General features: G+C 43.2%; 20 protein-coding genes. 15 read left to right on the top strand and 5 right to left on the bottom strand.

Annotated features, from left to right (window positions below; translation table 11 throughout):
- Positions 1-236: 236 nt before the first annotated feature.
- The 5 genes from B3763_RS11705 (at position 237) to B3763_RS11685 (ending at position 3601) form a co-directional block, all read left to right on the top strand.
- The gene (locus B3763_RS11705; protein WP_189630934.1) at positions 237-575 is read left to right on the top strand and encodes a PadR family transcriptional regulator; all 339 of its coding nucleotides are present in this window, start codon (positions 237-239) and stop codon (positions 573-575) included.
- Positions 572-1258, top strand: a complete 687-nt coding sequence (locus B3763_RS11700) for a hypothetical protein (protein WP_286746674.1) — start codon at positions 572-574, stop codon at positions 1256-1258. Before B3763_RS11705 ends, B3763_RS11700 begins: the two co-directional genes overlap by 4 nt.
- Positions 1255-1929 (top strand): hypothetical protein, encoded by a 675-nt coding sequence (locus B3763_RS11695; protein ID WP_286746672.1) that lies wholly within the window; start codon positions 1255-1257, stop codon positions 1927-1929. Before B3763_RS11700 ends, B3763_RS11695 begins: the two co-directional genes overlap by 4 nt.
- Positions 1930-2072: 143 nt before the next feature.
- Positions 2073-3110 (top strand): serine hydrolase domain-containing protein, encoded by a 1038-nt coding sequence (locus B3763_RS11690; protein WP_286746670.1) that lies wholly within the window; start codon positions 2073-2075, stop codon positions 3108-3110.
- A gap of 26 nt (positions 3111-3136) precedes the next feature.
- A complete protein-coding gene (locus tag B3763_RS11685; RefSeq protein WP_189630930.1) occupies positions 3137-3601 on the top strand; it encodes an SRPBCC family protein in 465 nt (154 codons plus the stop codon).
- Positions 3602-3613: 12 nt separating this feature from the next.
- Here B3763_RS11685 and B3763_RS11680 read toward each other — a convergent pair whose 3' ends face one another.
- The 3 genes from B3763_RS11680 to B3763_RS11670 form a co-directional block, all read right to left on the bottom strand.
- Entirely contained in the window at positions 3614-4843 is a 1230-nt protein-coding gene (locus B3763_RS11680) for a M20 family metallo-hydrolase (RefSeq protein WP_286746668.1), read from the bottom strand.
- A gap of 185 nt (positions 4844-5028) precedes the next feature.
- Positions 5029-7089, bottom strand: a complete 2061-nt coding sequence (metG, locus tag B3763_RS11675) for a methionine--tRNA ligase (protein WP_286746666.1) — start codon at positions 7087-7089, stop codon at positions 5029-5031.
- 234 nt (positions 7090-7323) lie between these two features.
- Complete coding sequence (locus tag B3763_RS11670; protein WP_286746664.1) at positions 7324-9885, bottom strand: M14 family metallopeptidase; 2562 nt, start codon at positions 9883-9885, stop codon at positions 7324-7326.
- A gap of 148 nt (positions 9886-10033) precedes the next feature.
- Between B3763_RS11670 and B3763_RS11665 the strand changes: the two genes are divergently transcribed.
- Positions 10034-11623, top strand: coding sequence for an aldehyde dehydrogenase (NADP(+)) (locus B3763_RS11665; protein WP_286746663.1), 1590 nt, complete (start codon positions 10034-10036; stop codon positions 11621-11623).
- A 308-nt stretch (positions 11624-11931) separates the two neighbouring features.
- On the top strand, positions 11932-12684 hold the full coding sequence (locus B3763_RS11660; protein WP_286746661.1) for a VOC family protein: 753 nt from the start codon (positions 11932-11934) through the stop codon (positions 12682-12684).
- Between the two features lie 20 nt (positions 12685-12704).
- Here the strand turns inward: B3763_RS11660 and B3763_RS11655 are convergent, their stop codons facing one another.
- Complete coding sequence (locus tag B3763_RS11655; protein ID WP_286746659.1) at positions 12705-13610, bottom strand: hypothetical protein; 906 nt, start codon at positions 13608-13610, stop codon at positions 12705-12707.
- 279 nt (positions 13611-13889) lie between these two features.
- On the opposite strand from B3763_RS11655, the gene B3763_RS11650 reads away from it, so the two are divergent.
- From B3763_RS11650 to typA, 8 genes are all read left to right on the top strand, one after another.
- Positions 13890-14081 carry a CsbD family protein gene (locus tag B3763_RS11650; protein WP_286746658.1) on the top strand — a complete coding sequence of 64 codons (192 nt, stop codon included), beginning with the start codon at positions 13890-13892 and terminating at the stop codon, positions 14079-14081.
- A gap of 51 nt (positions 14082-14132) precedes the next feature.
- Positions 14133-14834, top strand: a complete 702-nt coding sequence (locus B3763_RS11645; RefSeq protein WP_286746655.1) for a flavodoxin family protein — start codon at positions 14133-14135, stop codon at positions 14832-14834.
- A 73-nt stretch (positions 14835-14907) separates the two neighbouring features.
- Complete coding sequence (locus tag B3763_RS11640; RefSeq protein WP_286746652.1) at positions 14908-15111, top strand: hypothetical protein; 204 nt, start codon at positions 14908-14910, stop codon at positions 15109-15111.
- Between the two features lie 174 nt (positions 15112-15285).
- A complete protein-coding gene (locus tag B3763_RS11635; RefSeq protein ID WP_189630920.1) occupies positions 15286-15654 on the top strand; it encodes a glyoxalase in 369 nt (122 codons plus the stop codon).
- Between the two features lie 18 nt (positions 15655-15672).
- Positions 15673-16680: an endo alpha-1,4 polygalactosaminidase gene (locus tag B3763_RS11630; protein ID WP_286746650.1), complete on the top strand. Its 1008-nt coding sequence runs from the start codon at positions 15673-15675 to the stop codon at positions 16678-16680.
- Positions 16681-16789: 109 nt separating this feature from the next.
- Entirely contained in the window at positions 16790-17395 is a 606-nt protein-coding gene (locus tag B3763_RS11625; RefSeq protein ID WP_286746648.1) for an SET domain-containing protein, read from the top strand.
- Between the two features lie 249 nt (positions 17396-17644).
- Complete coding sequence (locus B3763_RS11620; protein WP_189630917.1) at positions 17645-18025, top strand: hypothetical protein; 381 nt, start codon at positions 17645-17647, stop codon at positions 18023-18025.
- Positions 18026-18334: 309 nt separating this feature from the next.
- Positions 18335-20140, top strand: coding sequence for a translational GTPase TypA (gene typA, locus B3763_RS11615; RefSeq protein ID WP_189630916.1), 1806 nt, complete (start codon positions 18335-18337; stop codon positions 20138-20140).
- Positions 20141-20230: 90 nt separating this feature from the next.
- On the opposite strand, the gene B3763_RS11610 is transcribed toward typA, so the two are convergent.
- Positions 20231-22609 (bottom strand): ABC transporter permease, encoded by a 2379-nt coding sequence (locus B3763_RS11610; protein WP_286746645.1) that lies wholly within the window; start codon positions 22607-22609, stop codon positions 20231-20233.
- Between the last annotated feature and the right edge of the window lie 144 nt (positions 22610-22753).

Genomic DNA, 22753 nt, shown 5'->3' with positions numbered 1-22753 from the left:
TTAGCAAATTTACCCCACAAGAGTTTGATGAACTACCATTTATAATGGACAAGGCCATTGATATGATTTATGGCTTTTGCACCATCGGCATTAGCCGAACCATGACAGAGTACAATGACTAGTTGGTTTATGGTTCATAGTTTATAGTTCATAGTATGCCCTTCAATGAACTATAAACACTAAATTAAATCAATACCCAAGTTTCTTATACATAAGAAAATTATGTATACTTGGATATGTCTTCAAGTAAACTACTCAAGGGAAGCCTGGCCACTATTGTTCTTCGGCTCTTGGAAGAGCAAGAAAAGATGTATGGCTATGAGATTACCCAGAAAGTAAAGCAACTCACCGAAGGTGAATTTAAGATCACCGAAGGAGCTCTCTATCCTACCCTACATAAACTGGAAGCCGAAGGTTACCTGACCACAGAAACTCAATTGGTAGACGGCAGAGTCCGCAAATACTACTCCCTAACCAAGGAAGGCAATGCAGAAGCCAAAGCCAAAGTCTCTGAGCTGGAAGAATTTTTAGCAAACCTCCAAAAAGTGTTAAACCCTAAACTTGGATTGGGATGATTACGAAAGATGAACAACACACAATTGAACAGTATCTGAAATCCGTTGACATCAACACTATGGAGTTCTTTGAGGAAATGTATGATCATATTTGCACTTCCTATGAGAACAGAACAGACAAGACTCAGGACATCAAAACCCATATCAGAGATGTAGTTCAGCCAAGTTTTGGAGGAGTAAATGGTATCATCAAAATAAGAGATCAGAGAACTAAAGCCCGGATTAGATTAGTAAGAAAACGATTTGGTCAGATTTTCATCAGCTACTTTCTCGGTTGGCCGAATGTATTAATCACTTTAGGTGTGATTCTTGGGAGTTGGACACTATCGCAGCTTTTCGGCATTAAAACGCTCATTACCGTAAGCACCATTTGCTTTATTTTTATTCCATTGACTTTCTTCTTTGGCAAGTGGATACAGTTTTGGAGGAAATGTAAAAAGGCCGGCAAGGTTTACCGAACCTCAGAGGTCTACCAGATCTTCACCCCTTTTATGGCTCTGGCTCTGCAAGTACCCAACATGACCATTCAAAGTTGGAACATGTTCGCTGACAAAGACATTTATGGCAGCCTGTTTATTCACCCTGAAATATGCATTCCATTAAGCATCATTATGCTTATCTCATTCTTTACGCTGAGCAAGCTTTATAAGGAAGAATTCACCATTAAAACCTCTTTCAATTGAAACTCACACAAGATCAATTAGCTGAAATCAAGAAATTCATCCACTCCAGAGGTTTCACTCATATTGAAGTAGAAATGGAGATTTTGGATCATGTGGCTTCTGCCGTTGAAGTTAAACTGGAATCAGACCCTAACAAATCAATCACGAAAGCCATTCATGAAGTGCATGCAGGTTTTGGGCCACTGGGTTTTAGGGTGATGGAAGATGAGTTTAGGAAGGGTTTCGGAAAGCATTATCAATCCATCCGTAAAGGTCTTTTGAAGAAATATCTATGGTCAGAAAGGGCTTGGGTTACACTGCTGGTCATTATGGCATCTTTCGCCTTGAGTACGATATTGAAAAATCTGCCTGCGTCATTTAACCTCGTCTTACTTCTCGCACTTAGTTCCATTTCATGGTTATCACTCTACTTCTACTTTAGGAGAGTATTCAGGAAATGGAGAAAGAAATCGATGGTCATTAGCCACCAGCTGGGCAAAATCGGCCTTGGTAGTTATATGATTTATTACACTATTTACTATGCCCATGAGTTTATTGGGATGGACTTCAGTTCAACTTCATTACTAACTGCTTGCCTGACCATATTATCACTTAGTACGCTTTTTACGAAAGACTGTATACTGGAAGTATTTCACTGGACCAACGAGCGGTATTTGAAATACGTTAGATAGACCTCCATTCTCTTTATGAGTTTTCGAAATTGAGCATCATATAACACACTATTACTGTCCACAATGCTATTTAAGATATATCGCTAACATTTGATGACAATCGATTGGGCACTCAAAAGCCCACTAATATACAGCCCTGAATCATGACCAAGAAAAAAACGAAACGCATACTTAAAGTCATTTTTATTGCCGCATCTATTGGCTCGCTGTACTTTGTGCCCTGGCTATTGGTGAAAGCATGGATACTTCCACTGCCTGATACAGTTCAGGAGCAGTTGGATGAAGCCATTGGCCATGGGTTTGATGGAATGATCGTTTATGTGGATCAAGCTGGCCAACCACCCCAGTATTTTGCATCCGGCTGGCATAATAGAGATACTAAAACTCCGGCCAACCCACATGCACTATTCAAGATTGCCAGCATCAGCAAGCTATATGATGCTGTAGCTGTTACCAAATTGGTTAATGATGGAAGGCTATCTCTCAATAAAACATTAGCCGACTATTTACCTGAGCTAGTGGGCAGCATTGAAAATGCGGATAAGATCACTTTGAGGTTGATGATTCAGCATAGAAGTGGCATTCCGAATTTTACTGATAGCCCAGGTTTCTGGGCTGCTCCAACAGAAACCTTCGAAGAAAGTCTGGCACTGATTGAGAACCAACCAGCCAACTTCGAACCGGGCGAAGACTATCAATATTGCAATACGAATTACCTGTTGATCAATAAGATAATGGATGAAGAATTAGGTTATCCCAACTTTCAATTCATTCAAGAAGAAGTATTAACCCCTTTAAGTCTTAACAATACCCATGCTTCGCTCAATGAAGTGAACATAGACAACGTAATGAGCGGCTATCATGAAGGTTACGAATTTGACTTAAAAGAAAACGATCACGGCATGCATGCCACCGCAGAGGATGTAGGCATCTTCTTAAGGGCATTGAATGATGGGTCGTTGTTCGAGCCGGGAGAAAAGGAAATCTACGCTTCCATTTATGAGTTTGAGCACGGAGGTTGGGTTCCGGGGTACCAAAGTTTTGCAAATTATGATAAGGATCTTGATGCCGTTGTTATAGCCTTTTACAGCACAACTGATCCCAAACTTTATAACTGGAATCTGTCGGAGATCATAAATAATAGAATTGTCAAAATTCTGAAAAGACAAAAAAGCTCATAATCTTGAGTAAGGAAATGGATTCAAGCATGAAAAAGATACAATACACAATGGATATTAAGGCATCTGCTGAGAAGGTTTACAAGACCATGCTGGGGCTTGACAATATTGAGACCTACAATCAATGGACAGCCGAATTCAATCCAACCTCAACTTATGAAGGAAGCTGGGAGAAAGGCACCAAGATATATTTTGTCGGAACGGATGAAAATGGTAAGAAGGGCGGCATGGTATCTGAAATTGCAGAGAACATTCCATTTGAGTTTGTCTCTATTCGTCATTACGGAATTTTAGACGGAGAAAACGAAATTACCGAAGGCCCTGATGTTGAAAGTTGGGCAGGTAGTCTGGAGAACTATTCATTCCATGAGCACAATGGTATAACCACAGTAACTGCAGAAATCGAACTCGCTGAAGAATACCTTAATTATTTTGATGAGACCTGGCCTAGGGCATTGAATAAACTCAAGGAACTATCTGAATCCGGCAAATGACCAATTGACTAATTACCCAATTCCCGATTTTCCAAGAACCGCTGCCAGTAGCACATTCGCTCCATTCTCCACATCATGATCGTGAGAATACTCTTCTACATTGTGGCTGATGCCTTTTACGCTAGGAATAAAAATCATGGTCGAAGGACAAAAAGAGGCCATCATTTGAGCATCATGCCCGGCTCCACTAGGCATTCTTTTATAGGTCAATCCCAAAGATTTAGTGGCATGCTGCACACTGTCAGTCATGGCTAATGGAAAACGAACCGGGCCAAATCGTACCATTTCCTCTCTTTCCAATAACAGCTTATCGCTCGCTACCACTTCATTTATATAAGCATCGATATCTTTCTGTGCCTCTTTGAGAAGCGTTTCGTCAGTGCTGCGAACATCCAGGGTAAAGGCTGCACTTTCAGGGACTATATTGATTGCCCCCGGACTAAACTTTACCGACCCCACGGTAGTCAATACACGACTATCTCGCTTTCGAGCATATTCTCCCACAAACTGTTGAACTTTGGCAGAGGCAAAACCGGCATCTTTGCGGTAATACAATGGAGTGGTTCCTGCATGGTTTGCTTCGCCTTTTATCACATAACGCGTCCAATAAATACCCTGCACCAATTCCACAACCCCAATATTTATTTGCTCCAGTTCCAATACCGGGCCTTGCTCAATGTGTAGCTCATAAAATGAATCGAATTCTATAGCCCCCGGCTTCATTTTACCAGCATAACCTATAGACTTTAAACAGCTTCCGACTGTTTCGTTGGGGTCGTCATACGCTGAAGATTTTAAAATTTCGGAGAGGTCGGCCTTGCCGGCATACACATGGCTGCCCATCATATCTGGAGCAAATCTTACTCCTTCTTCATTGGTAAAGTTGACGAGCGCCAAAGGTTTGTCTGTTTCGATATGATTGTCATTGAGCGTGTGGATCAATTCTAAACCCGCAAGTACTCCCAGTGCGCCATCGTATCGGCCTCCCGAATAGACAGTATCGAGGTGTGACCCAAAAGCCACCGGCTTACCTTCAGACTTGCCTTTTCTAAGCCCAATCATATTACCCAACTGATCGATATGAACTTCCAGTCCGGCATCAGTCATTTGGGTTTTGAGTAAATCTCTCGCCTCTTTGTCTTCTTTAGACAGGGCTATGCGCTCCACACCAATTCTGCCCTTCTTCCCTATTTGAGCATAGCGATCGAGGTTTTCCAACAAGCGTTGCGCATTGATTTTCATGAAACTGTTTTATGTTCAAGGTTCATTGTTTCTGGTTCATTGTTCAGAGTTTGGAGTACATGGTTATGGACACCCTTAAATCCTCTGGAAGGGAATAACTTCACCATAAACGCCCTACCTTTACCATAGCTCTCAGCAGGCTGGTTTTAGCACCGGTTTACCCCTTTTAAACCATTAACCTTAAACTAACTTACGGTAGAACCCGGGTTTACGTTTTCATTGGGTTGAATAAGCCTTAGGTTACCTTCTGCGTCTTCAGCCATCAGAATCATGCCTTCTGAAACCGTGCCCATCATTGGCCTTGGAGCTAAATTGGCCACAATGGTTACTTGTTTACCAATCATTTCTTCCGGAGAATAATGCTTGGCAATTCCACTCAAAATGGTGCGTTTATCCACACCAGTATCTACCAAAAACTGAAGTAGCTTATTGGACTTCTCTACTCGTTTGGCTTCCAAAATGGTTCCTACCCTAAGGTCCAATTTCATAAAATCGTCAAATACAATGGTTTCTTTGAGTGGGGCTACTTCTACTTCTTTGTTCTCCATTTGGTTTTGTTTCTTAGTATTCTCCAGTTTCTGAATTTGTTCTTCTATGGTTTTATCTTCTATTTTCTCGAAAAGCAATTGCGGTTGCTTCAATTCATGGCCTGCCTTGAGCAGATCGTCAGAGCCGGCAACTGACCAATCTAATTGTCCGAGGTTAAGGAAATCGCTTAGTTTTGCTGTACTGAAGGGTATAAACGGCTCAGCTACGATAGCCAGATTAGCTACCAATTGCAAAGCAATGTTTAGAATGGACTTTACTCGTTCTTCATCGGTTTTTATCAGTTTCCATGGCTCGGTGTCAGCAAGGTATTTATTGCCTATTCTTGCCAGGTCCATCATCTCCGCAAGAGCCTCTCTAAACCTATAACGTTCTATAGAATCGCCTACTTTCTTGGGTACCTGACCCAGGGCATGAAGTACCTCTCTATCGATATCGAATAGCTCTCCCCGCTCAGGCACTTTTCCTTCAAAATACTTGTGGGTAAGAACCACTGCCCGGTTAACAAAGTTGCCCAATATGGCTACAAGTTCGCTATTGTTTCTAGCCTGAAAGTCTTTCCAGGTAAAATCGTTGTCTTTGGTTTCGGGAGCATTGGCACAAAGGGCATAGCGTAGCACATCTTGCTTACCGGGAAGCTCCTGAAGGTATTCGTGCAACCAAACGGCCCAGTTTCTTGAGGTCGATATCTTATCGTTTTCCAGGTTTAAAAATTCATTGGCCGGAACATTTTCCGGTAAAATATAATCGCCATGTGCCTTGAGAATGGCAGGGAAAATAATGCAATGAAACACAATGTTATCTTTGCCAATAAAGTGCACCAGCTTGGTGTCTTTGTCTTTCCAGTAAGGCTCCCAATCTATTCCCTTCTCTGCAGCCCACTCGCGGGTAGCCGAGATATAACCGATTGGGGCATCGAACCAAACGTAGAGTACTTTACCATCGGCTCCCTGAACTGGCACTTGAATCCCCCAATCTAAATCCCGTGTCATGGCTCGAGGCTGCAAACCACCATCAATCCAGGACTTACATTGGCCCCACACGTTGGGCTTCCAATCATTTTTATGTCCTTCTACTATCCATTGATTGAGCCACTTTTCATAGTTCTGCAGGGGCAGATACCAATGTTTAGTTTCTTTAAGTACGGGTGGATTTCCTGTGAGTGTAGATTTAGGGTTAATCAGGTCGGTTGGGTTGAGTGAAGTACCACAATTCTCACACTGATCGCCATAGGCTGATGGATGGTTGCACTTAGGGCAGGTACCTGTAATATACCGGTCTGCCAAAAATTGCTTGGCCTCCTCATCAAAGTATTGCTCACTTACGCGCTCCTCAAACTTCCCTTCCTTGTAAAGCTTTTTGAAGAATTCTTGTGCTGTCTCATGATGCACCGAGTTGGAAGTGCGTGAATAGATATCAAAAGAAACACCTAGTTGATCAAAGCTTTTTTTGATCATGCCGTGGTATTTATCTACGATTTGCTGAGGGTCTATACCTTCTTTTCGGGCACGCATGGTAATGGCCATTCCGTGTTCATCGGAACCACAAATAAAGGCCACATCTTCTCCCTTGGAACGCAAATAGCGCACATAAATATCTGCCGGAATATATACCCCTGCCAGGTGGCCAATATGAACAGGACCATTGGCATAGGGCAAAGCAGCTGTAACAGTATGTCTTTTGAAATCCGTTTTCGTCATGGCTGCAAAGATAGTTTTTAGATTCCTGAAGTCAGATTTTAGAGAATCAAATTTGGCAGGAACATAAATAAATTAGCCCGCGGTTTAAACCGTGGGCTAATTATTGGTTGTACTGATTTGGAGGTTCCCGCCTTCGCGGGAATGACAACTATTTCTCTCCATAAGAGGCTCTCACAGAGAACTCTGAAGAACCATTAATCTCCGAGGCCCTTTTAGGAGACTCTGAGGCCGGTTTTATCTCTTCGTGTTTATCTTATTCTTTTTTGCTCCCTGATAAATGGAGTTAAAGATAAGCTTGTAAGTACCTCTGGGCTGACCTCTAAATTGTGGTTTGAAGCCAAACAACACAAGGTTACCTCCTCCATAGCTCACATTGAGCATGGCCGAAGTATTGGCCAGGTACTTTTCTTCTCCCATGGCCCAACCGCTCATTAGTAGATTGTCTGAAGCATATCTTGCTACTTCTTCGATACCTTGAGCTCCACTTTCTACAGCAAAGGCTCCGCTATTATCGAATGAAGCGGCAACTTGGTTCATCATACCAAACGCCAACGGATTGGAAGTATCAATATCTGTCCTGATGAGTGACCCGGGTATAAAGAACTCTGTATCCTTCAAACCACTGAGCACATTTTTGACCGGTAGTTTGAACTGTTCGATAGCAAAGTCGCTGGAAGCATCGAAGAAAATGATGGTTCCTCCGCTTTTGGCGTAAGTATCAATAGCTTTTACACCTTCTTCACCAATTCCTCCCACAAATTTTTCAGGCATTCTTCCCTGGCTATGCCCCTGCATGATGCCTCTCCCACTCTGAGAGGGGAAAATAAGTGCACTGTATTGGGAGAGATTGCCCGACTGAATTTGCTCGTTGTGCAGGGTATCCAAATCAAACTCAAACTGCTCTAGCATCCAGCGTGTCCACCCTTCGTCCATATTGGCCTGCCATGATTTATAAATTCCAACCTTCACGCGGTTTAGTTCTTCCATGGGTGCTGCCGGAGCCTTAGCCAGACGCGTAAAGTCCAGGCCAAGCTCTGCACTTAGCTTCTGCACTTCATCATCCAGCCCTCTCTTGCTTCTTACTACTACAGAACCGGCTTTGGCATTGTCATCGTCCGCTTTCAATAAACTCACCGTATAACCGGCTTTTTGCAATCGGTTAATGGCCTTGGCACTCAGGTTGTCTTTGTTGGAAAATACGTATCCATAGCGACCCGAGCCTGCAACTTGCCCTGCTTCAGGCACAAGTTTTTCAGTCACCTCCTCTGCCGAAGCGTTGAAGGTATCGGTTATGCGGTCTACAGTTACTCCCATTTGCAATGGCAGCGTCCATCCTGCCAGATCGTATGGCGGCATTGGAGGCCCTCCCGGATAACGAAACTGATCAGGATATACCTGCTTCTCCATTAAATCGGCAAGGAAGGGTCTAAAAGCCTGACTTCCGTAGAATATGATAGATCCGGCCTCATAGGTCTTCCCATTTACTGTAAAAGGAGCCGTTGCTCTATGAGCCTCTATGCCACCCTGCATTAGTATATTGGTTAAATTTATGGCTTCACTCGGATTCCATTGGTCTTTGGGAATAACATAGGCAAAGGCGCCCGACCGATCTTCAATAGCATCGCGTCCCATGCTATAGATGTTGTAAAGAAACTCGTCTTTCTTGTCGGCTGCCAAATCAAGAACAGCCATCGATGCCTCCAGCATGTAATCCACAGCACTTCTAAAATGAAGCATTCCGCCTTTCCATGGAAATGGATAGAAAATCTCTGTTCCGTTTGAGGCCTTACCCCCCACTGTTTCGGGGAATCGCTCAGGGTCATACTCAGTAGGCGTTGGGCTGGGTTGAGCCGTTTCTGTGAGTATTCCTATCTGGTTATGATAGTAAGGAGCCGTTCTCATACCTCCATTCCAGAACATAGAATAGCCCGTGGTGGCTATGGCCCCTGGCATTTTCTTCATGGCAAAGCGGTTGGCCATGGCCGTTCCCACTAGATTAACTCCAGTGGTAACACCGGGATGGATTTTTTGGTTTACCGGGCTTCTGAAAGGCGGAATAAATATCATGGCCCAACGCGGTGCGGTCTGGTGATGGTTGTGTACAATTTGAGGATACCACTCGTGGTATAGCACCTGGGTAACTGCCTTTGTCTCGGGCATATTGTTCATAAACCAATCCCTGTTGTTATCGTGCCCCACGTATTTCTGATACAGAATTGGTGGAGAGGTATTTTCGAAAGGTGTTCCCAGGTTTTTACGATACCAATCAACTACAATATCAAGTCCATCGGGATTCATTACGGGAACAATAAGAGTAATTACGTTTTCCCTGATCTTTTGCATTTCCTCCGATTCCTCTGCGGCAACTCTCCAGGCCAGCTCAGAAGTCATTTGTGCGTGAGCCCGCTCCGTGGCATGCATTCCGCCATCGAACCACACAATGGCCTTACCTTCTTTGGCCAGCTGCCGGGCCTCGGCCTCAGAAATCTCTGCCCTCGATAGTTTTTCACTAATCTCTCTCCAACGCTCCAACTGAGCCATATTTTTCTCGCTGGAAATAAAAAAGAGCTTTATGGGACGTCCCATAACCGATTTACCAATTTCTACCATCTGTACACGCTCGGTAGAAGCGGCAAGCTTGTCGTAGTATTCAAGCATCTGGTCATAATCGGCCAACTTATAATCGGCTCCAACTTCATGGCCAAATGTCTCTCTGGGGTGTGGTATTTGTGCCTCCATGATACCCGGCAGGGCCATCAACAAAGCACAAATCAGCAGTTGTATATTCTTCATCATGTATTTTAAGGTTTGGTTGAAAATAGCAGAAGCCTTTCATATTGCTAACCTTAATTATTTAATCAGCAGATATTGGTGATGAAGGTTGCGCCTGAAAAGAAAGCCCATAATTTTGGCCTGACATTGATTTCAAACCCAAAACAAACCTATGGCTTCGCTTACCGGACATCAATTCATCGGATTTTCTACCTCTGCTAAGGGAAAAGACACTTTCAAGGCAATTAATCCTGCCAACTCTGAAAATCTGCCCACAGACTTTTTTGAGGCTACGGAAGAAGAAATTCAACAGGCAACCGCCCTTGCCAAAAAAGCCTATTCATCTTTTAAGGAAATAGATAATGAGCAAAAAGCCCTTTTTCTGGAGACTATTGCCAATGAACTTTTGGCTCTGGGTGACGCCCTAATTGAACGATGCATGGAAGAAACGGCTCTACCACGCCCCAGACTGGAAGGCGAGCGAGGCCGTACTATGAACCAGCTTAAGCTGTTTGCCTCAGTAGTACGTGAAGGTTCGTGGGTCGATGCCCGAATTGACCGCGCCAACCCCGACCGGGTGCCACTTCCAAAGCCTGACGTGCGGCAAATGCAACGGCCACTTGGCCCTGTGGCTGTTTTTGGAGCCAGTAATTTCCCACTTGCTTTTTCAGTAGCCGGTGGCGATACGGCTTCGGCCTTTGCAGCCGGTTGCCCAGTTATTGTAAAAGGCCACCCTTTGCATCCGGGCACCTCCGAATTGGTGGCTCAAGCTATTCTCAAAGCAGCCAAAGCGTGTAACCTACCGGAAGGAGTATTCTCTCTTGTTCAGGGTAAAACCATAGCAGTAGGTATGGCCCTGGTAAATGACCCAAACATTAAAGCTGTTGGTTTTACAGGCTCTTATAGGGGCGGAAAAGCACTTTTCGATGCGGCCAATCAACGTCCCGAGCCTATTCCTGTTTATGCAGAAATGGGCAGCACCAACCCGGTATTTATGCTTCCGGGAGCCTTGGCAAGTAAAGCGGAAGCCCTTGCCAAGGGACTAGCAGGCTCGTTTACTCTCGGAGTGGGTCAGTTCTGTACCAACCCCGGTCTGGTGGTACTCCCTTCAAGCGAGCATACAGACCAGTTTAAGAAAACATTGGCGGCCTGCAATGAAACTTCGGCCGAAGGCATCATGCTCTCGCAAGGAATTAAAAGTGCCTTTAATCTGGGCGTAGAACAACTTAAAAGTAGCCCGGGTGTAACAGAACTTAGTCATTCAACAGGCGTGGCTGAAGGCAATAAAGCTGTTAACCAAATATTTGAAGCGCACATAACCACGGTGCTACAAAACAAAGCCCTGCAAGAAGAAGTATTCGGGCCGGCTACTTTGTTGGTCAATGCATCGGCCAAAGAAGAAATACTTCAGTTTGCCAGAGGTCTGGAAGGCCACCTGACGGCCACTATACATGGTACGGAAGAAGATTTACGAGAGTATGCAGAACTGGTAAGTATTCTGGAAGAAAAGGTAGGTAGAATTGTGTTCAATGGCTTCCCAACTGGTGTTGAAGTATGCCATTCTATGGTACATGGAGGCCCTTTTCCGGCTACTACGGCTCCACAAACTACCTCTGTAGGCACTGCGGCTATTAAGCGTTTTGTGCGCCCCGTTTGCTATCAGGATTTTCCGCAAGAGGCACTACCCGATGCTCTCAAAGACAGCAACCCTTTGAATATCTGGCGACTCGTGGATGGAACACTGAGTAGAAACTCTTTATGATTGAAGGGTTCATTATCGCTTTTTGTGGTTAGCCTTAACAATGCGGGTTATCGAGCTGGTAAGCAGCCCAAAATGGGCAAATCGAAACTAAGCTCTAAGGATCAGCCCGGAAGTTTTAAAAAAAACCAAGATTGAAACTACTCTGAAGGAAAAACGCTGGAAAGATAGAAAGAGGTTGGGTTGACATTCTGCACTAATTGGTTTTGGTTTATTCAAGCCTAAAGTGTGGAACGTAGTCTCCTTTTATTTTGGAAGGTATTGATTGCCAGGCCGCTTTTGACCAAATTCACTGAACATAACAGCACTTCATGTCCAGATCGGTAGTTTCTACATATTTTTTGTTCTTTGCCCTTCTATGGATTGCTTGCCCAATTCTTGCCTTTGCTCAAAATTTACAGATTGACCATGTGGTGTATGCCTATTCCAACCTCGATAGCGCCAAAAACAGGTTCGCTTCCATGGGTTTTACTTTAAAACCCGGAAAACTGCACTCCAACGGCTTACTCAATGCTCATGTCAAATTTGAAAATGGCAGCTACGTAGAGCTTATGAGTTTAAAAGGACAGCCAACTGACGATGTAGCCCTAAAATACAAGACCTTAATTGAACAACATTATACCGGGGCCTACCTGGCGCTTACAGGGCCGGAACACCACAAAATAGTTTTAGCTCTACGCCAGTTGAACATTGAACATGAGGTGACTAACGGCAGTTTATGGACTTACATTGCCTTTCCTGAATACTCGCCCCTGAATCATATTTTTTTTATTACTTACCACTACCCAAACCCGGCCACCGGAGAGTTTACCATTCACAGCAACGGTTTCAACGGGCTTAAGGAGGTAGTTATAGAGGGCGGTGAATTGTTGGTAGGTTTACTCCATACACTGGGGCTTAGGAACAGCCTGACGGAACAAGAATCTTTCCTTGCCAGGTTCTCCACTCCTACCGGGGCAATAACCATTGTGGAACAGGAAAACAAAGATGTTCGTCCTCGTATACTGACCACAAGTTTCTCCCATGGTCAAGGTCAACAGCTTACCATCAGCGGTAATCGTTAACAGGGTTTAGCCTGAGTGTTTCAATCGTTAGGCTTACACCCGGCAGGAAGTTCGAAGCGCGGCCGACATGCCAGAGGAATAGGCATTTCGTGGCCATTCTTTTTATAAAAATCCGTCAGGCTAATGGTTTTAGAAAACCCGTCTTCAGTGGCAAAAAACACTTCGTGGTTCAGAAGAATATCGTCTAATATGGTAATGGTGCAATCCAGACAGTCTTCCCCATTGGGACCATAACTTGGTAAAAATACCTGATTCTGTCCTTTCTCATTTTTTAGTCTGCCTATTCCGGAAGCTCCTTTTGCCTCTTGAATAGAACCTGTAGAGGGTTTGTTGCGCCATAAAAAATCTTTACATCGAATATTCAGAGGAATCAGATCCACTCCCAAATCTCCGCAAGACATTTCATTTTTTCCTGGCCGGAAATAATAGTCCACCTCCACATAATTCAGATATACCGGCTCTAAAATGGTATAGTCCAGGTGTACTATTTGCACAGGCTTTTCACCAAAAAAAGTAAACTGGTCGGGGATAACTAGACCAATGTTAGCTCTTGCTGCCTTTTCTCCCGCATTCGCGGTCATCAGTTCCATAACAGGAGGAGAAGCCATGTAATACTTGGAGATAAAGTATTTACGGCCGTCTTCTTCTCTATACCCAAAGGGTACATTTTCCAGCACCTGGTTCTTGGTATTCCACTCCAGATTTTCCTGCCCGTTCCATATCGTACCGCGGGTAGTTATTTCCGTGTTGCAACCGTACAATGAAAGTTCTTGCCTACCGGGTGACGACACGGGCGATTCTCCCAGGTTAAAATTCACGTATCCGAATTTATGTTCGCGTTCGTCTTCGCCTGTGTTTTGGCATTTACTGCTTAGCAACAGAGAAAGTGCTATCAGCAGAGAGGCTACCTTTAAATGTCTTTTCATTATTGGGTGTTTATTGGTTAGGAAGATAGCACTATTTTGCCAGTTGGCTATTTCCGGCCAACAACCAAATACTGCTAAAGTGGCCGTTCAGACTCCATAAGCCCCCTACTCCCTGTCATTTCGAGAAATATTTTCCCGATAGTGTAGAATACCTTTCCACCCAAACAAAACACACTATAATTCAAATTACTGAAAATCAACTATTTAACCACAAACCTCAGCAACCAATGGCTATGGCACCATCCTTGGATTTCTTAGGGTGAACCAAAAGATAAAACTATGAATGCAACAATAGACAAACTGAAAGGCAACTGGAACATTGTAAAAGGAAAATTGAAACAAGAATATGCTAATCTTACTGATGACGATCTTACTTATACGGAGGGTCAGGAAGATGAACTTCTGGGGAGAATTCAGAGAAAGGCTGGAAAAGCTAAGAGCGAGATTAAACGATTTATCGATTCCCTCTAATGTATACGTCCGATAAAACGCGTACATTAAAAATCTGATAGCTAAATACTTATGGATTTCTCTAACCTCTCAGCCATCTATGTGAACTGCACCCTTAAACGTTCGCCAGAACAAAGCCATACGGAAGGCCTCATGCGATTGTCTAAGACAATTATGCGCAAAGAAGGTGTAACGGTCGATGAGCTTCGGCTAATAGACCATGAGGTAGCCAGCGGGGTATTTCCGAACATGGAAGAACACGGCTGGCCAAAAGATGAATGGCCGGAACTTTCCGAACGAATTCTGAGGGCTGATATTCTGGTGATTGGCACTCCTATTTGGCTGGGAGAGAAATCTTCTGAAGCTCAAAAGCTGATCGAACGGCTTTACAGCCTAAGTGGCCAAACAAACAGCAAAGGCCAATACCTATACTACGGCAAGGTTGGAGGCTGTGTAATTACCGGCAACGAAGATGGAGCCAAGCATTGCGCCATGTCTATTCTTTATGCTTTACAGCACATTGGCTACTCCATACCTCCCCAAGCCGATTGTGGTTGGCTGGGTGAAATAGGCCCCGGCCCCAGCTATTTGGATGAAGAATCGGGCGCGGTTAAGAACGAGTTTACTAACCGAAACACCACGTTTATGACCTACAACCTCTTGCACCTTGCTCAACTCCTTAAGAAGGCAGAAGGCTACCCCTCCTATGGCAATTCCCGAAAGGATTGGGAAAATGGTAAACGATGGAATTTCGACAATCCGGAATATCGATAAACAACACACTATCTGTTTGATCTCCTGCGAACAAGTCATTATTTTAAGCCTATGGCTAAAAATAACACACGGCATGAAACGGTGGATCATTAATGGTTTGATTTGGGGTATATTAATGTTTGTGATTACATCATGCATTATGCCTCTACTGAAAAACGAAGAGCTTCAGGCCAGGGAATTGCTCATTTCAACACCTGTTTGGTTATTGGGCGGGCTGACCTACGGATACACCACAAAGCAACCCTCAGCTTCTAAACCTGACGAAAAACGGACTTAACCTCTGCAGAAAAGCCCATCACAACACCGTAGACGCTGTAAGACATTTTATAAATTGATAGCCACTTGTTTGTTTACTAAACCGTACCGTAAAAGCATTGCTGTGAGCTTAATTCAGTGCAAACGCCTATAATTCAATCACTTTTTCGACCTTTATATCTATGATTTTTAGACCATGAAACAACAAGCCAAAAGCATCCGCCCGTTTATAGGAGCCAAAGACTATGAAGCATCGAGGAGTTTTTACCGGGCTTTTGGTTTTCAGGAAATAGAGCTTTCGCACGATATGTGCGTGTATAAGCTTAAAAACAATGTGGCCTTCTATCTTCAGAAATATTTTGTAAAGGATTGGGTAGAAAATACCATGCTGTTTCTGGAAGTAGACAACATAGAGGCATTTAGAGCTGAACTGTTGACTTTGGATTTAGAGCATAAGTACCCTACGGTGCGTATATCAGAAATTAAAAATGAAGCATGGGGCCGAGAGTTTTTCGTACACGATCCAAGCACTGTACTCTGGCACATTGGCGAGTTTACCCAATAGCCACGCTAACCTAATGATATGAAAAAGACAGTAAGCATTCTACCTATAATCTTCTCCCTTCTGGGGGTCTTTCATACCTCCGAAACATGGAACAATTCCGGTGCCGCCCGGCCTACCTCTGACCACACCGACTACAGGCAGGAAATGCGGAATTTTGTAAGGAATCTTAGCGTCTATGCCAAGCAACAAAATGCCGACTTTCTAATAATTCCTCAAAACGGACAGGAACTGGCCACATCTTCCGGAGATGCCAGTGGGGTGCCCTACCTGGACTACCTGAATGCCATAGACGCTACCGGACGCGAAGATTTATTTTATGGCTACAGCAAAGACAATAAGCCCACTCCGTCTGCCGACCAACAGTTCATGCTCAATCTGTGTCTACTCTTTGAAAAAAACGGTGTAGAAGTACTCACTACAGACTATTGCCACTCCAAGTCTAAAGTAAACAAGTCTTATAGGCAGAATAAGCGCAATGACTTTATCTCTTTTGCAGCCCACAGGAGAAACTTAGATGAAATACCATCATACCCCTCTTGTGTCTTTAATGAAAACAGCAGGGATATCCTTCGTATTTCAGAAGCTAAAAACTTCCTCTACTTACTCAATTATTCAAATTTTCGGACAAAAACAGCCCTCATAGAAGCACTCGCCAAAACCAACTACGACTTACTTATTTTGGATCTCTTTTTCCACGACAAGCCACTAAGCTCCGGTGACCTTGAGAAGCTAAAGACCAAGGCCAATGGGGGAAAACGACTTGTTGTCTCTTATATGAGCATAGGTGAAGCCGAAGACTACAGATATTATTGGCAAAGTGAATGGCAGGTTGGTAGTCCGGCATGGATTAAGGCCGAAAACCCCGATTGGGAGGGCAATTATAAGGTGAATTATTGGGATAAAGGCTGGCAGCAGATTATTTATGGAAATGACAGCTCCTACTTAAAGAAAATTATTGATGCTGGTTTTGACGGAGCTTATCTGGATATAATAGACGCTTTCGAATACTTCGAAAATCATCATTGAGCACCCATTGTTTGGTAGTTCAATTCAAGCTATATTTTCATCCAACTCCACAGCAAGTCGGGAAATCAAATCCGGGACAACTGAGAGCCACTTTTTGATTTCAGAAACCATGATACACCCAAACACAGAGCTGAAGTTTATCAGCAAAGAAATAGGCTACGGAGTTGTGGCCACAGATTTCATCCCGGCAGGCACCATTACCTGGGCACTGGATAAGCTTGACCGTGAATTCAGCCCGTCTGAATTTCAGCAAATGGAGCCTATCTATCAGCAAATACTCGATACCTATACCTATAGAAACAACAAAGGCAATTTTGTGCTCTGCTGGGACAATGGAAGGTTTGTAAACCACAGCTTCAACTCCAACTGTCTTTCTACGGCCTACGACTTTGAAATTGCCATTAGAGACATTCAACCGGGAGAACAACTGACCGATGACTACGGCTATCTGAACATTCCTTACCCCTTTAGAGCCTCTGATGAGGGCACCAAACGCAAAGTGGTTTACCCTGACGATCTGGTTAAATACTACAAGGTTTGGGACGGCAAAGTAAAAAAGGTGTTCGATCGTATCCCCCGGGTTGAGCAACCACTTCGCGAACTCATTCCAAATGATATCTGGGAGAAAGTATTGTCCATTATAGAAGGTCGGTCAGAAATGGACTCTATTCTAAAAAACTACTACGATGGTCAACGCGATAATGGCCATAGTTAATCCGGTAGTTTACATTCTGTCTAATCAACCACATTCCACACATGCCTAATCATAAAAGCAGATTATGCTTGCGGTACGCCTGTGAATCAGCTACTAACAGCCATAGCCTCTGCCAATAATATTTGGAATCCCCCATCAATTTGAGTTTATTCAATTACGCTATGGCGTGCGTGATTATAAGTTGACGATGGAACTAACAATCTGCTGAACTCCATTGCCACTACAAATCCATCCATAAACCTTAATCATATGAACACCATCAATACCTTAGAAATAATTGAGCGAATTGGCTACCTGCTCCTATCCTGGCCTGTAGTAATTGCTTTTGTACTCATTGTTTATCGAAAAACCATTTCGAGAGTTATAGAGAGCTTTACCGACCAAGATGTGGTCAAAGCCAAAGTTGGCCCAATAGAATTGGAGCGAAAGCTGGAGTCAATTGTTGAAAAAGGCGATGGAGCCCTTCATCGGCTCAATCAAATCAATAACCTTATGGCAAAGTCCAGGCATGTGGAGTTAGAAATTATTGTGGGAGCCTATCAAAACATTCTTCCCTCTGAACAGATTAATCGACTGAAAGAGCAGATTGCCGAATTCGAAAAACTTAATAGAAGCCACCCACAAGAGTAACTTTTCAAGGGTTGTTCTCCATGCCGGTGATGAGGCTGTCTTAAAAGCTTCAAAGGCCGTCATTCTGAACTTGTCTATTAAATAGATTGGAAAATCTTAAAAGGCTTTAACGATGAAATTAACTCCTAAAGAGTCTAGTTCTATGATTCTTCATTTCAACAATCCCCCAACTACCCCGTCATCAATAACTATTGACCATTTCACCAATTACTGATTCTCATTCCACACACCACCTTGTACTATTTTCAGGCGCATAACACTGAAGTCATATTAAAACCCTACCTTTGCCGCTCGATTTGAAAAGCTGTTATGCAAAGCATTAGAAATATTGCCATTATTGCTCACGTAGACCATGGCAAGACTACCCTGGTAGACAAAATTATTCACGCCTCTAAACTATTCAGAGAAAATCAGGAATCTGGTGAATTGATTCTGGACAACAACGATCTGGAGCGTGAAAGAGGGATTACCATTCTTTCCAAAAACGTATCGGTTACCTACAAAGGGGTTAAGATTAACATTATAGACACTCCTGGTCACGCAGACTTTGGCGGAGAAGTAGAGCGTGTTCTTAAAATGGCCGATGGTGTATTGCTGTTGGTGGATGCCTTCGAAGGCCCAATGCCACAAACACGCTTTGTGCTTAGCAAAGCCCTGGGCCTGGGACTAACTCCAATAGTTGTGGTAAACAAGGTAGACAAAGAAAACTGCCGACCTGACGAGGTTCACGAACAGGTTTTCGACCTAATGTTTAATCTTGATGCTACAGAAGAACAGCTCAATTTCGAAACCGTTTATGGTTCTTCCAAGCAAGGCTGGATGAGCACCGACTGGAAGCAACCTACTGAAGACATTACTCCACTGCTTGATAAAATTCTCGAGGTAATTCCGGAAGCCCCAAGCCCGGAAGGTACTCCTCAGTTTCAGGTTACCTCTCTCGATTACTCCTCTTATGTGGGCCGAATAGCCATTGGAAGGGTGTATCAGGGCAAGCTGGAAGAAGGCAAATCTATGGGACTAACCAAGGCTGATGGTTCAATTCAGCGAGTTCGGATTAAAGAACTTCAGGTTTTTGAAGGTCTTGGCCGAGTAAAAGTTACGGAGGTTAAAGCAGGCGACCTCTGCGCCATAGTTGGGCTGGAAAACTTTGAAATTGGTGATACGCTCACCGACTTTGACAATCCGGAACCACTTCCGCGTATTTCTATTGACGAGCCTACAATGAACATGCTCTTCACCATTAACAACTCTCCGGGCTTTGGTTCAGAAGGTAAGTTTGTTACATCCAGACACCTAAGAGACCGTCTGATGAAAGAAACGGAGAAAAACTTGGCTCTAAAAGTTCAACCTACCGACTCTGAGGACAAGTTTTTGGTGTATGGTCGTGGAATTCTCCACCTGTCTGTGCTTATAGAAACCATGAGAAGAGAAGGTTATGAGCTCATGGTGGGTCAGCCTCAGGTAATTCTCAAAGAAATAGATGGCAAGAAGTGCGAACCTATTGAAACGCTGGTAGTAGATGTACCTTCTGAAGTAGCCGGTAAAGTAATAGAACTGGCGACACAACGTAAAGGAGAGCTCAAGATTATGGAGCCTAAAGGCGACCAGCAACACCTTGAGTTCGAAATTCCTTCGAGAGGGCTGATTGGCTTAAGAAATAACGTATTGACCGCCACGGGTGGAGAAGCTGTTATGAATCATCGCTTTAAAGATTACCAGCCATACAAAGGCGAAATCAAAGGCAGAATAAACGGCTCGCTTATCTCTATGGAAAACGGACCGGGCACGGCCTATTCGTTCGACAAACTACAAGACCGAGGCGTTTTCTTTGTGGCTCCTGGCGAAGACCTCTATACAGGACAGGTTATTGGAGAACACACGCGTGAGAACGATCTGGTAGTGAACGTTCAAAAAGGAAAAAAGCTAACCAACATGCGTGCTGCCGGTTCTGACGACAACTCCAAAATTGCGCCTCCAAAGAGATTCTCCTTAGAAGAAGCTATGGAGTACATTCAAAAAGACGAATACCTGGAAATTACTCCCAAGAACATTCGTATGAGAAAGATTTATCTGGATGAAAATACTCGGAACAGAATGGCAAAAACCGAGGCGTAAAACAAACAGACCTTATTAATTTGAAAAATGAGACGATTTCTATGGGTCAGGTAGTCAGTACTACTTACCATAGAAACCGTCTCTTTTCATTTACTCATCTCTCAGTACATCTGCAGGATTCTCTCTGGATACTCTCAATGATTGAGCAATAGTGACCAGCCAACTCAAAGCAAGAAACCCTAAAAAGGCTCCTATAAAAGTCAAAGGGCTCAAGCTTATTCTGTATTTAAATTCCTGCAGCCAGTCTTGCATGGCGTAATAGGCTATTGGAGAGGCTATGATAAAAGCTATTAGTACAAGAACAGAATATTCCTTATTGAGCATCAGGATGAGCCTTTGAACGGAAGCTCCTAGTACCTTTCTGATACTTACTTCTTTTCTGCGTTGTTCGAGGGAGAAAATGGTCAAGGCTACCAAGCCCAATAGTGAAATAAAAATAGCCAGACTGGTGAAGATCTTGAACAAACGGAATTGTCCCTGTTCCTTTCTATAAAAATCGGCTATTTGATCATCGAGGTAGTAAAACTCAAAAGGTCTATCAAACAACGTCTCATAAACACCTCCAACTTTAGCTAAAGTGCCCTGGGCATCATTAGGGTTTATTTTTAGCAGAATATTCCTACTTCCCCAATCGCTTAAAGGAAATATAATAGTGGGAATAATCTCCGTTTTCAACGACTCTACATGAAAGTCTTTTACGATTCCAACAACTTCCACTCCCACCTTATCATTATATCTGTATAATTTTTTTATTGCCTGATCTTCTAAGAGTTTAAACTTTTCCGCCAGCGAATAATCGACCACTATTTGCCCTTCTTTTAAGGAGGAGCCATCAAATTGATCGGCTTTCCACACAAACTCAACCCCCGCAGTTTCAAAGAAATCACCATCTGCATAAACACCTGTCACACCTGAGCCTATTCTACCTTCATATTCTCTGTCCCAATGGTTGCTGATAGACGTTTGAATTCTAGACCCCATTACAAAACCATTGATGCTGGCCGACTGAACTCCTGAAATAGTACTTATTTCATTTTTAACCGTCTGAAAAAGATGAGTAGAATCTCTATAAAGCGGAACACTCACCAAAAAGTCTGAGTCAAAGCCCAAATCCTTTGTTTTCATATAGTTCATCTGTTGAGAGATAATGGAGAGCACCACCAACAGAATAGCAGAAGCGACAAACTGAAAAAGGACCAAAAACCTTCTGAGATATCCTTTACTTCCCAATGAGACCTCTGATCTTTGAACTAAGCTTAATGCCTTAAACCTTGCTATGAAGAAGGCTGGGTAAAGCCCGGAAATTAAGCCAAGAAGCACACCAAAAACGAAAATCCATATAAAGAAATCACTACTGAAATAATCAAGACGTATAGCTTTACCCAGCTGAGTATTGAGGTAAGGTAAGCTGCGCTCAGCTATTGCAAAAGCCAAAATAAAAGAGATAATAGTTAGGCTAATGGCCTCCACAAACTGATAAGCAATTAATTGGACTTTAGAAGCACCAATTACTTTCCTTAGGCCAATCTCCTTCACTTTTCTTGTGGCTTGGGCAGTAATCAGGTTTACATAGTTAATGATTGCCAGGGCTAAGATTGTTGCTCCAATAGCTATAAAGAGTATAACTAAATCTATCTGGTTTTTACTAAAAAAGTCAACCTCGTATTCAGCATATAGCCTTTGACGATCTAACCTTAAAAGGCCAAAATCACTTTTTTCAAGCCATTCTCTATATGGCGGAAGTATTCTTGAATCATTAATTCCAGCCTCAACCTTTTCAATGGAACTCTCCGGGTTCAATTCAATGTATGTCAAGACGTTTCTTAATCCATTGGTATTCTCGAAATCATTCTTGAAATAGTCGTTCTTGTGAATCAATAACTCAAATTGAACTGTGCTATTTGAAGGCGGGTCTTTTGCCAAAGCAGCCACTATTACCTCAAACTCTTTATTGATGAGGATAGACTCACCAACAGGATCTGTATCTCCAAACAATCGTTCTGCTAAACCTTCAGTTATCACAGCAGACATATCACCATTGAGAGCACCTTCCTTCCCTGAGTTAACCAGCTCAAAGTCAAAGAATTTAAAGAAGTTGGGATCGGTAAAGAATACTTTGGTTGAGCTAATATCATTGTTGTTGTTTCTGAGCAGTACATCTCCACCTATGGCTCTAGATACTCCAGAAACCCTAACAAAACCCTCAACCTCAGGTATTTCAGGACTAAAGAACTCAACGAAATCAGAAGTTATGAATGGCCGAGCCCCCCAATCTTCATGATCAAGCGTAACTCGATACATATTCTTATAATCCTTGTGAAACTTATCGAAACTCAGTTCATCCCTGACATAAAGCGCAATCAAAAGAACAGCGGTCAGACCAACAGTTAGACCAAGAATATTAACGAAAGAGTATAGTTTCTCTCTTTTGAGTTTTCTGAGTATTAGTTTAAGGTGGTTTTGGAACATGGTTGATAGTGGTTTATTCGTTTCGTAAAGTTTCTACAGGGTAGGTTCTCGTTAATTTGATGATCGGAATGAGCTATGTCGATATGGGAACATAATTACTCATCTCTCAGTACATCTGCTGGATTCTCTCTGGATACTCTCAAT

Origin of the sequence: Roseivirga sp. UBA1976, assembly GCF_002336325.1 — a bacterium.
Taxonomy (GTDB): Bacteria; Bacteroidota; Bacteroidia; order Cytophagales; family Cyclobacteriaceae; genus Roseivirga; species Roseivirga thermotolerans.
Note: the sequence above shows the minus strand (reverse complement) of the source record. Positions and strands in the feature narration are given on the sequence as shown.

Excerpts from the sequence above, each read along its gene's own strand:
- B3763_RS11610 (WP_286746645.1), bottom strand. The coding sequence starts at position 22,609 with ATGTTCCAAAACCACCTTAAACTAATACTCAGAAAACTCAAAAGAGAG.
- B3763_RS11635 (WP_189630920.1), top strand. The coding sequence starts at position 15,286 with ATGAAACAACAAGCCAAAAGCATCCGCCCGTTTATAGGAGCCAAAGAC.
- B3763_RS11685 (WP_189630930.1), top strand. The coding sequence starts at position 3,137 with ATGAAAAAGATACAATACACAATGGATATTAAGGCATCTGCTGAGAAG.
- B3763_RS11650 (WP_286746658.1), top strand. The coding sequence starts at position 13,890 with ATGAATGCAACAATAGACAAACTGAAAGGCAACTGGAACATTGTAAAA.
- B3763_RS11705 (WP_189630934.1), top strand. The coding sequence starts at position 237 with ATGTCTTCAAGTAAACTACTCAAGGGAAGCCTGGCCACTATTGTTCTT.
- B3763_RS11670 (WP_286746664.1), bottom strand. The coding sequence starts at position 9,885 with ATGATGAAGAATATACAACTGCTGATTTGTGCTTTGTTGATGGCCCTG.
- B3763_RS11630 (WP_286746650.1), top strand. The coding sequence starts at position 15,673 with ATGAAAAAGACAGTAAGCATTCTACCTATAATCTTCTCCCTTCTGGGG.
- B3763_RS11640 (WP_286746652.1), top strand. The coding sequence starts at position 14,908 with ATGAAACGGTGGATCATTAATGGTTTGATTTGGGGTATATTAATGTTT.
- B3763_RS11700 (WP_286746674.1), top strand. The coding sequence starts at position 572 with ATGATTACGAAAGATGAACAACACACAATTGAACAGTATCTGAAATCC.
- typA (WP_189630916.1), top strand. The coding sequence starts at position 18,335 with ATGCAAAGCATTAGAAATATTGCCATTATTGCTCACGTAGACCATGGC.
- B3763_RS11660 (WP_286746661.1), top strand. The coding sequence starts at position 11,932 with ATGTCCAGATCGGTAGTTTCTACATATTTTTTGTTCTTTGCCCTTCTA.
- B3763_RS11655 (WP_286746659.1), bottom strand. The coding sequence starts at position 13,610 with ATGAAAAGACATTTAAAGGTAGCCTCTCTGCTGATAGCACTTTCTCTG.
- B3763_RS11665 (WP_286746663.1), top strand. The coding sequence starts at position 10,034 with ATGGCTTCGCTTACCGGACATCAATTCATCGGATTTTCTACCTCTGCT.
- B3763_RS11690 (WP_286746670.1), top strand. The coding sequence starts at position 2,073 with ATGACCAAGAAAAAAACGAAACGCATACTTAAAGTCATTTTTATTGCC.
- B3763_RS11645 (WP_286746655.1), top strand. The coding sequence starts at position 14,133 with ATGGATTTCTCTAACCTCTCAGCCATCTATGTGAACTGCACCCTTAAA.
- B3763_RS11680 (WP_286746668.1), bottom strand. The coding sequence starts at position 4,843 with ATGAAAATCAATGCGCAACGCTTGTTGGAAAACCTCGATCGCTATGCT.
- metG (WP_286746666.1), bottom strand. The coding sequence starts at position 7,089 with ATGACGAAAACGGATTTCAAAAGACATACTGTTACAGCTGCTTTGCCC.
- B3763_RS11620 (WP_189630917.1), top strand. The coding sequence starts at position 17,645 with ATGAACACCATCAATACCTTAGAAATAATTGAGCGAATTGGCTACCTG.
- B3763_RS11625 (WP_286746648.1), top strand. The coding sequence starts at position 16,790 with ATGATACACCCAAACACAGAGCTGAAGTTTATCAGCAAAGAAATAGGC.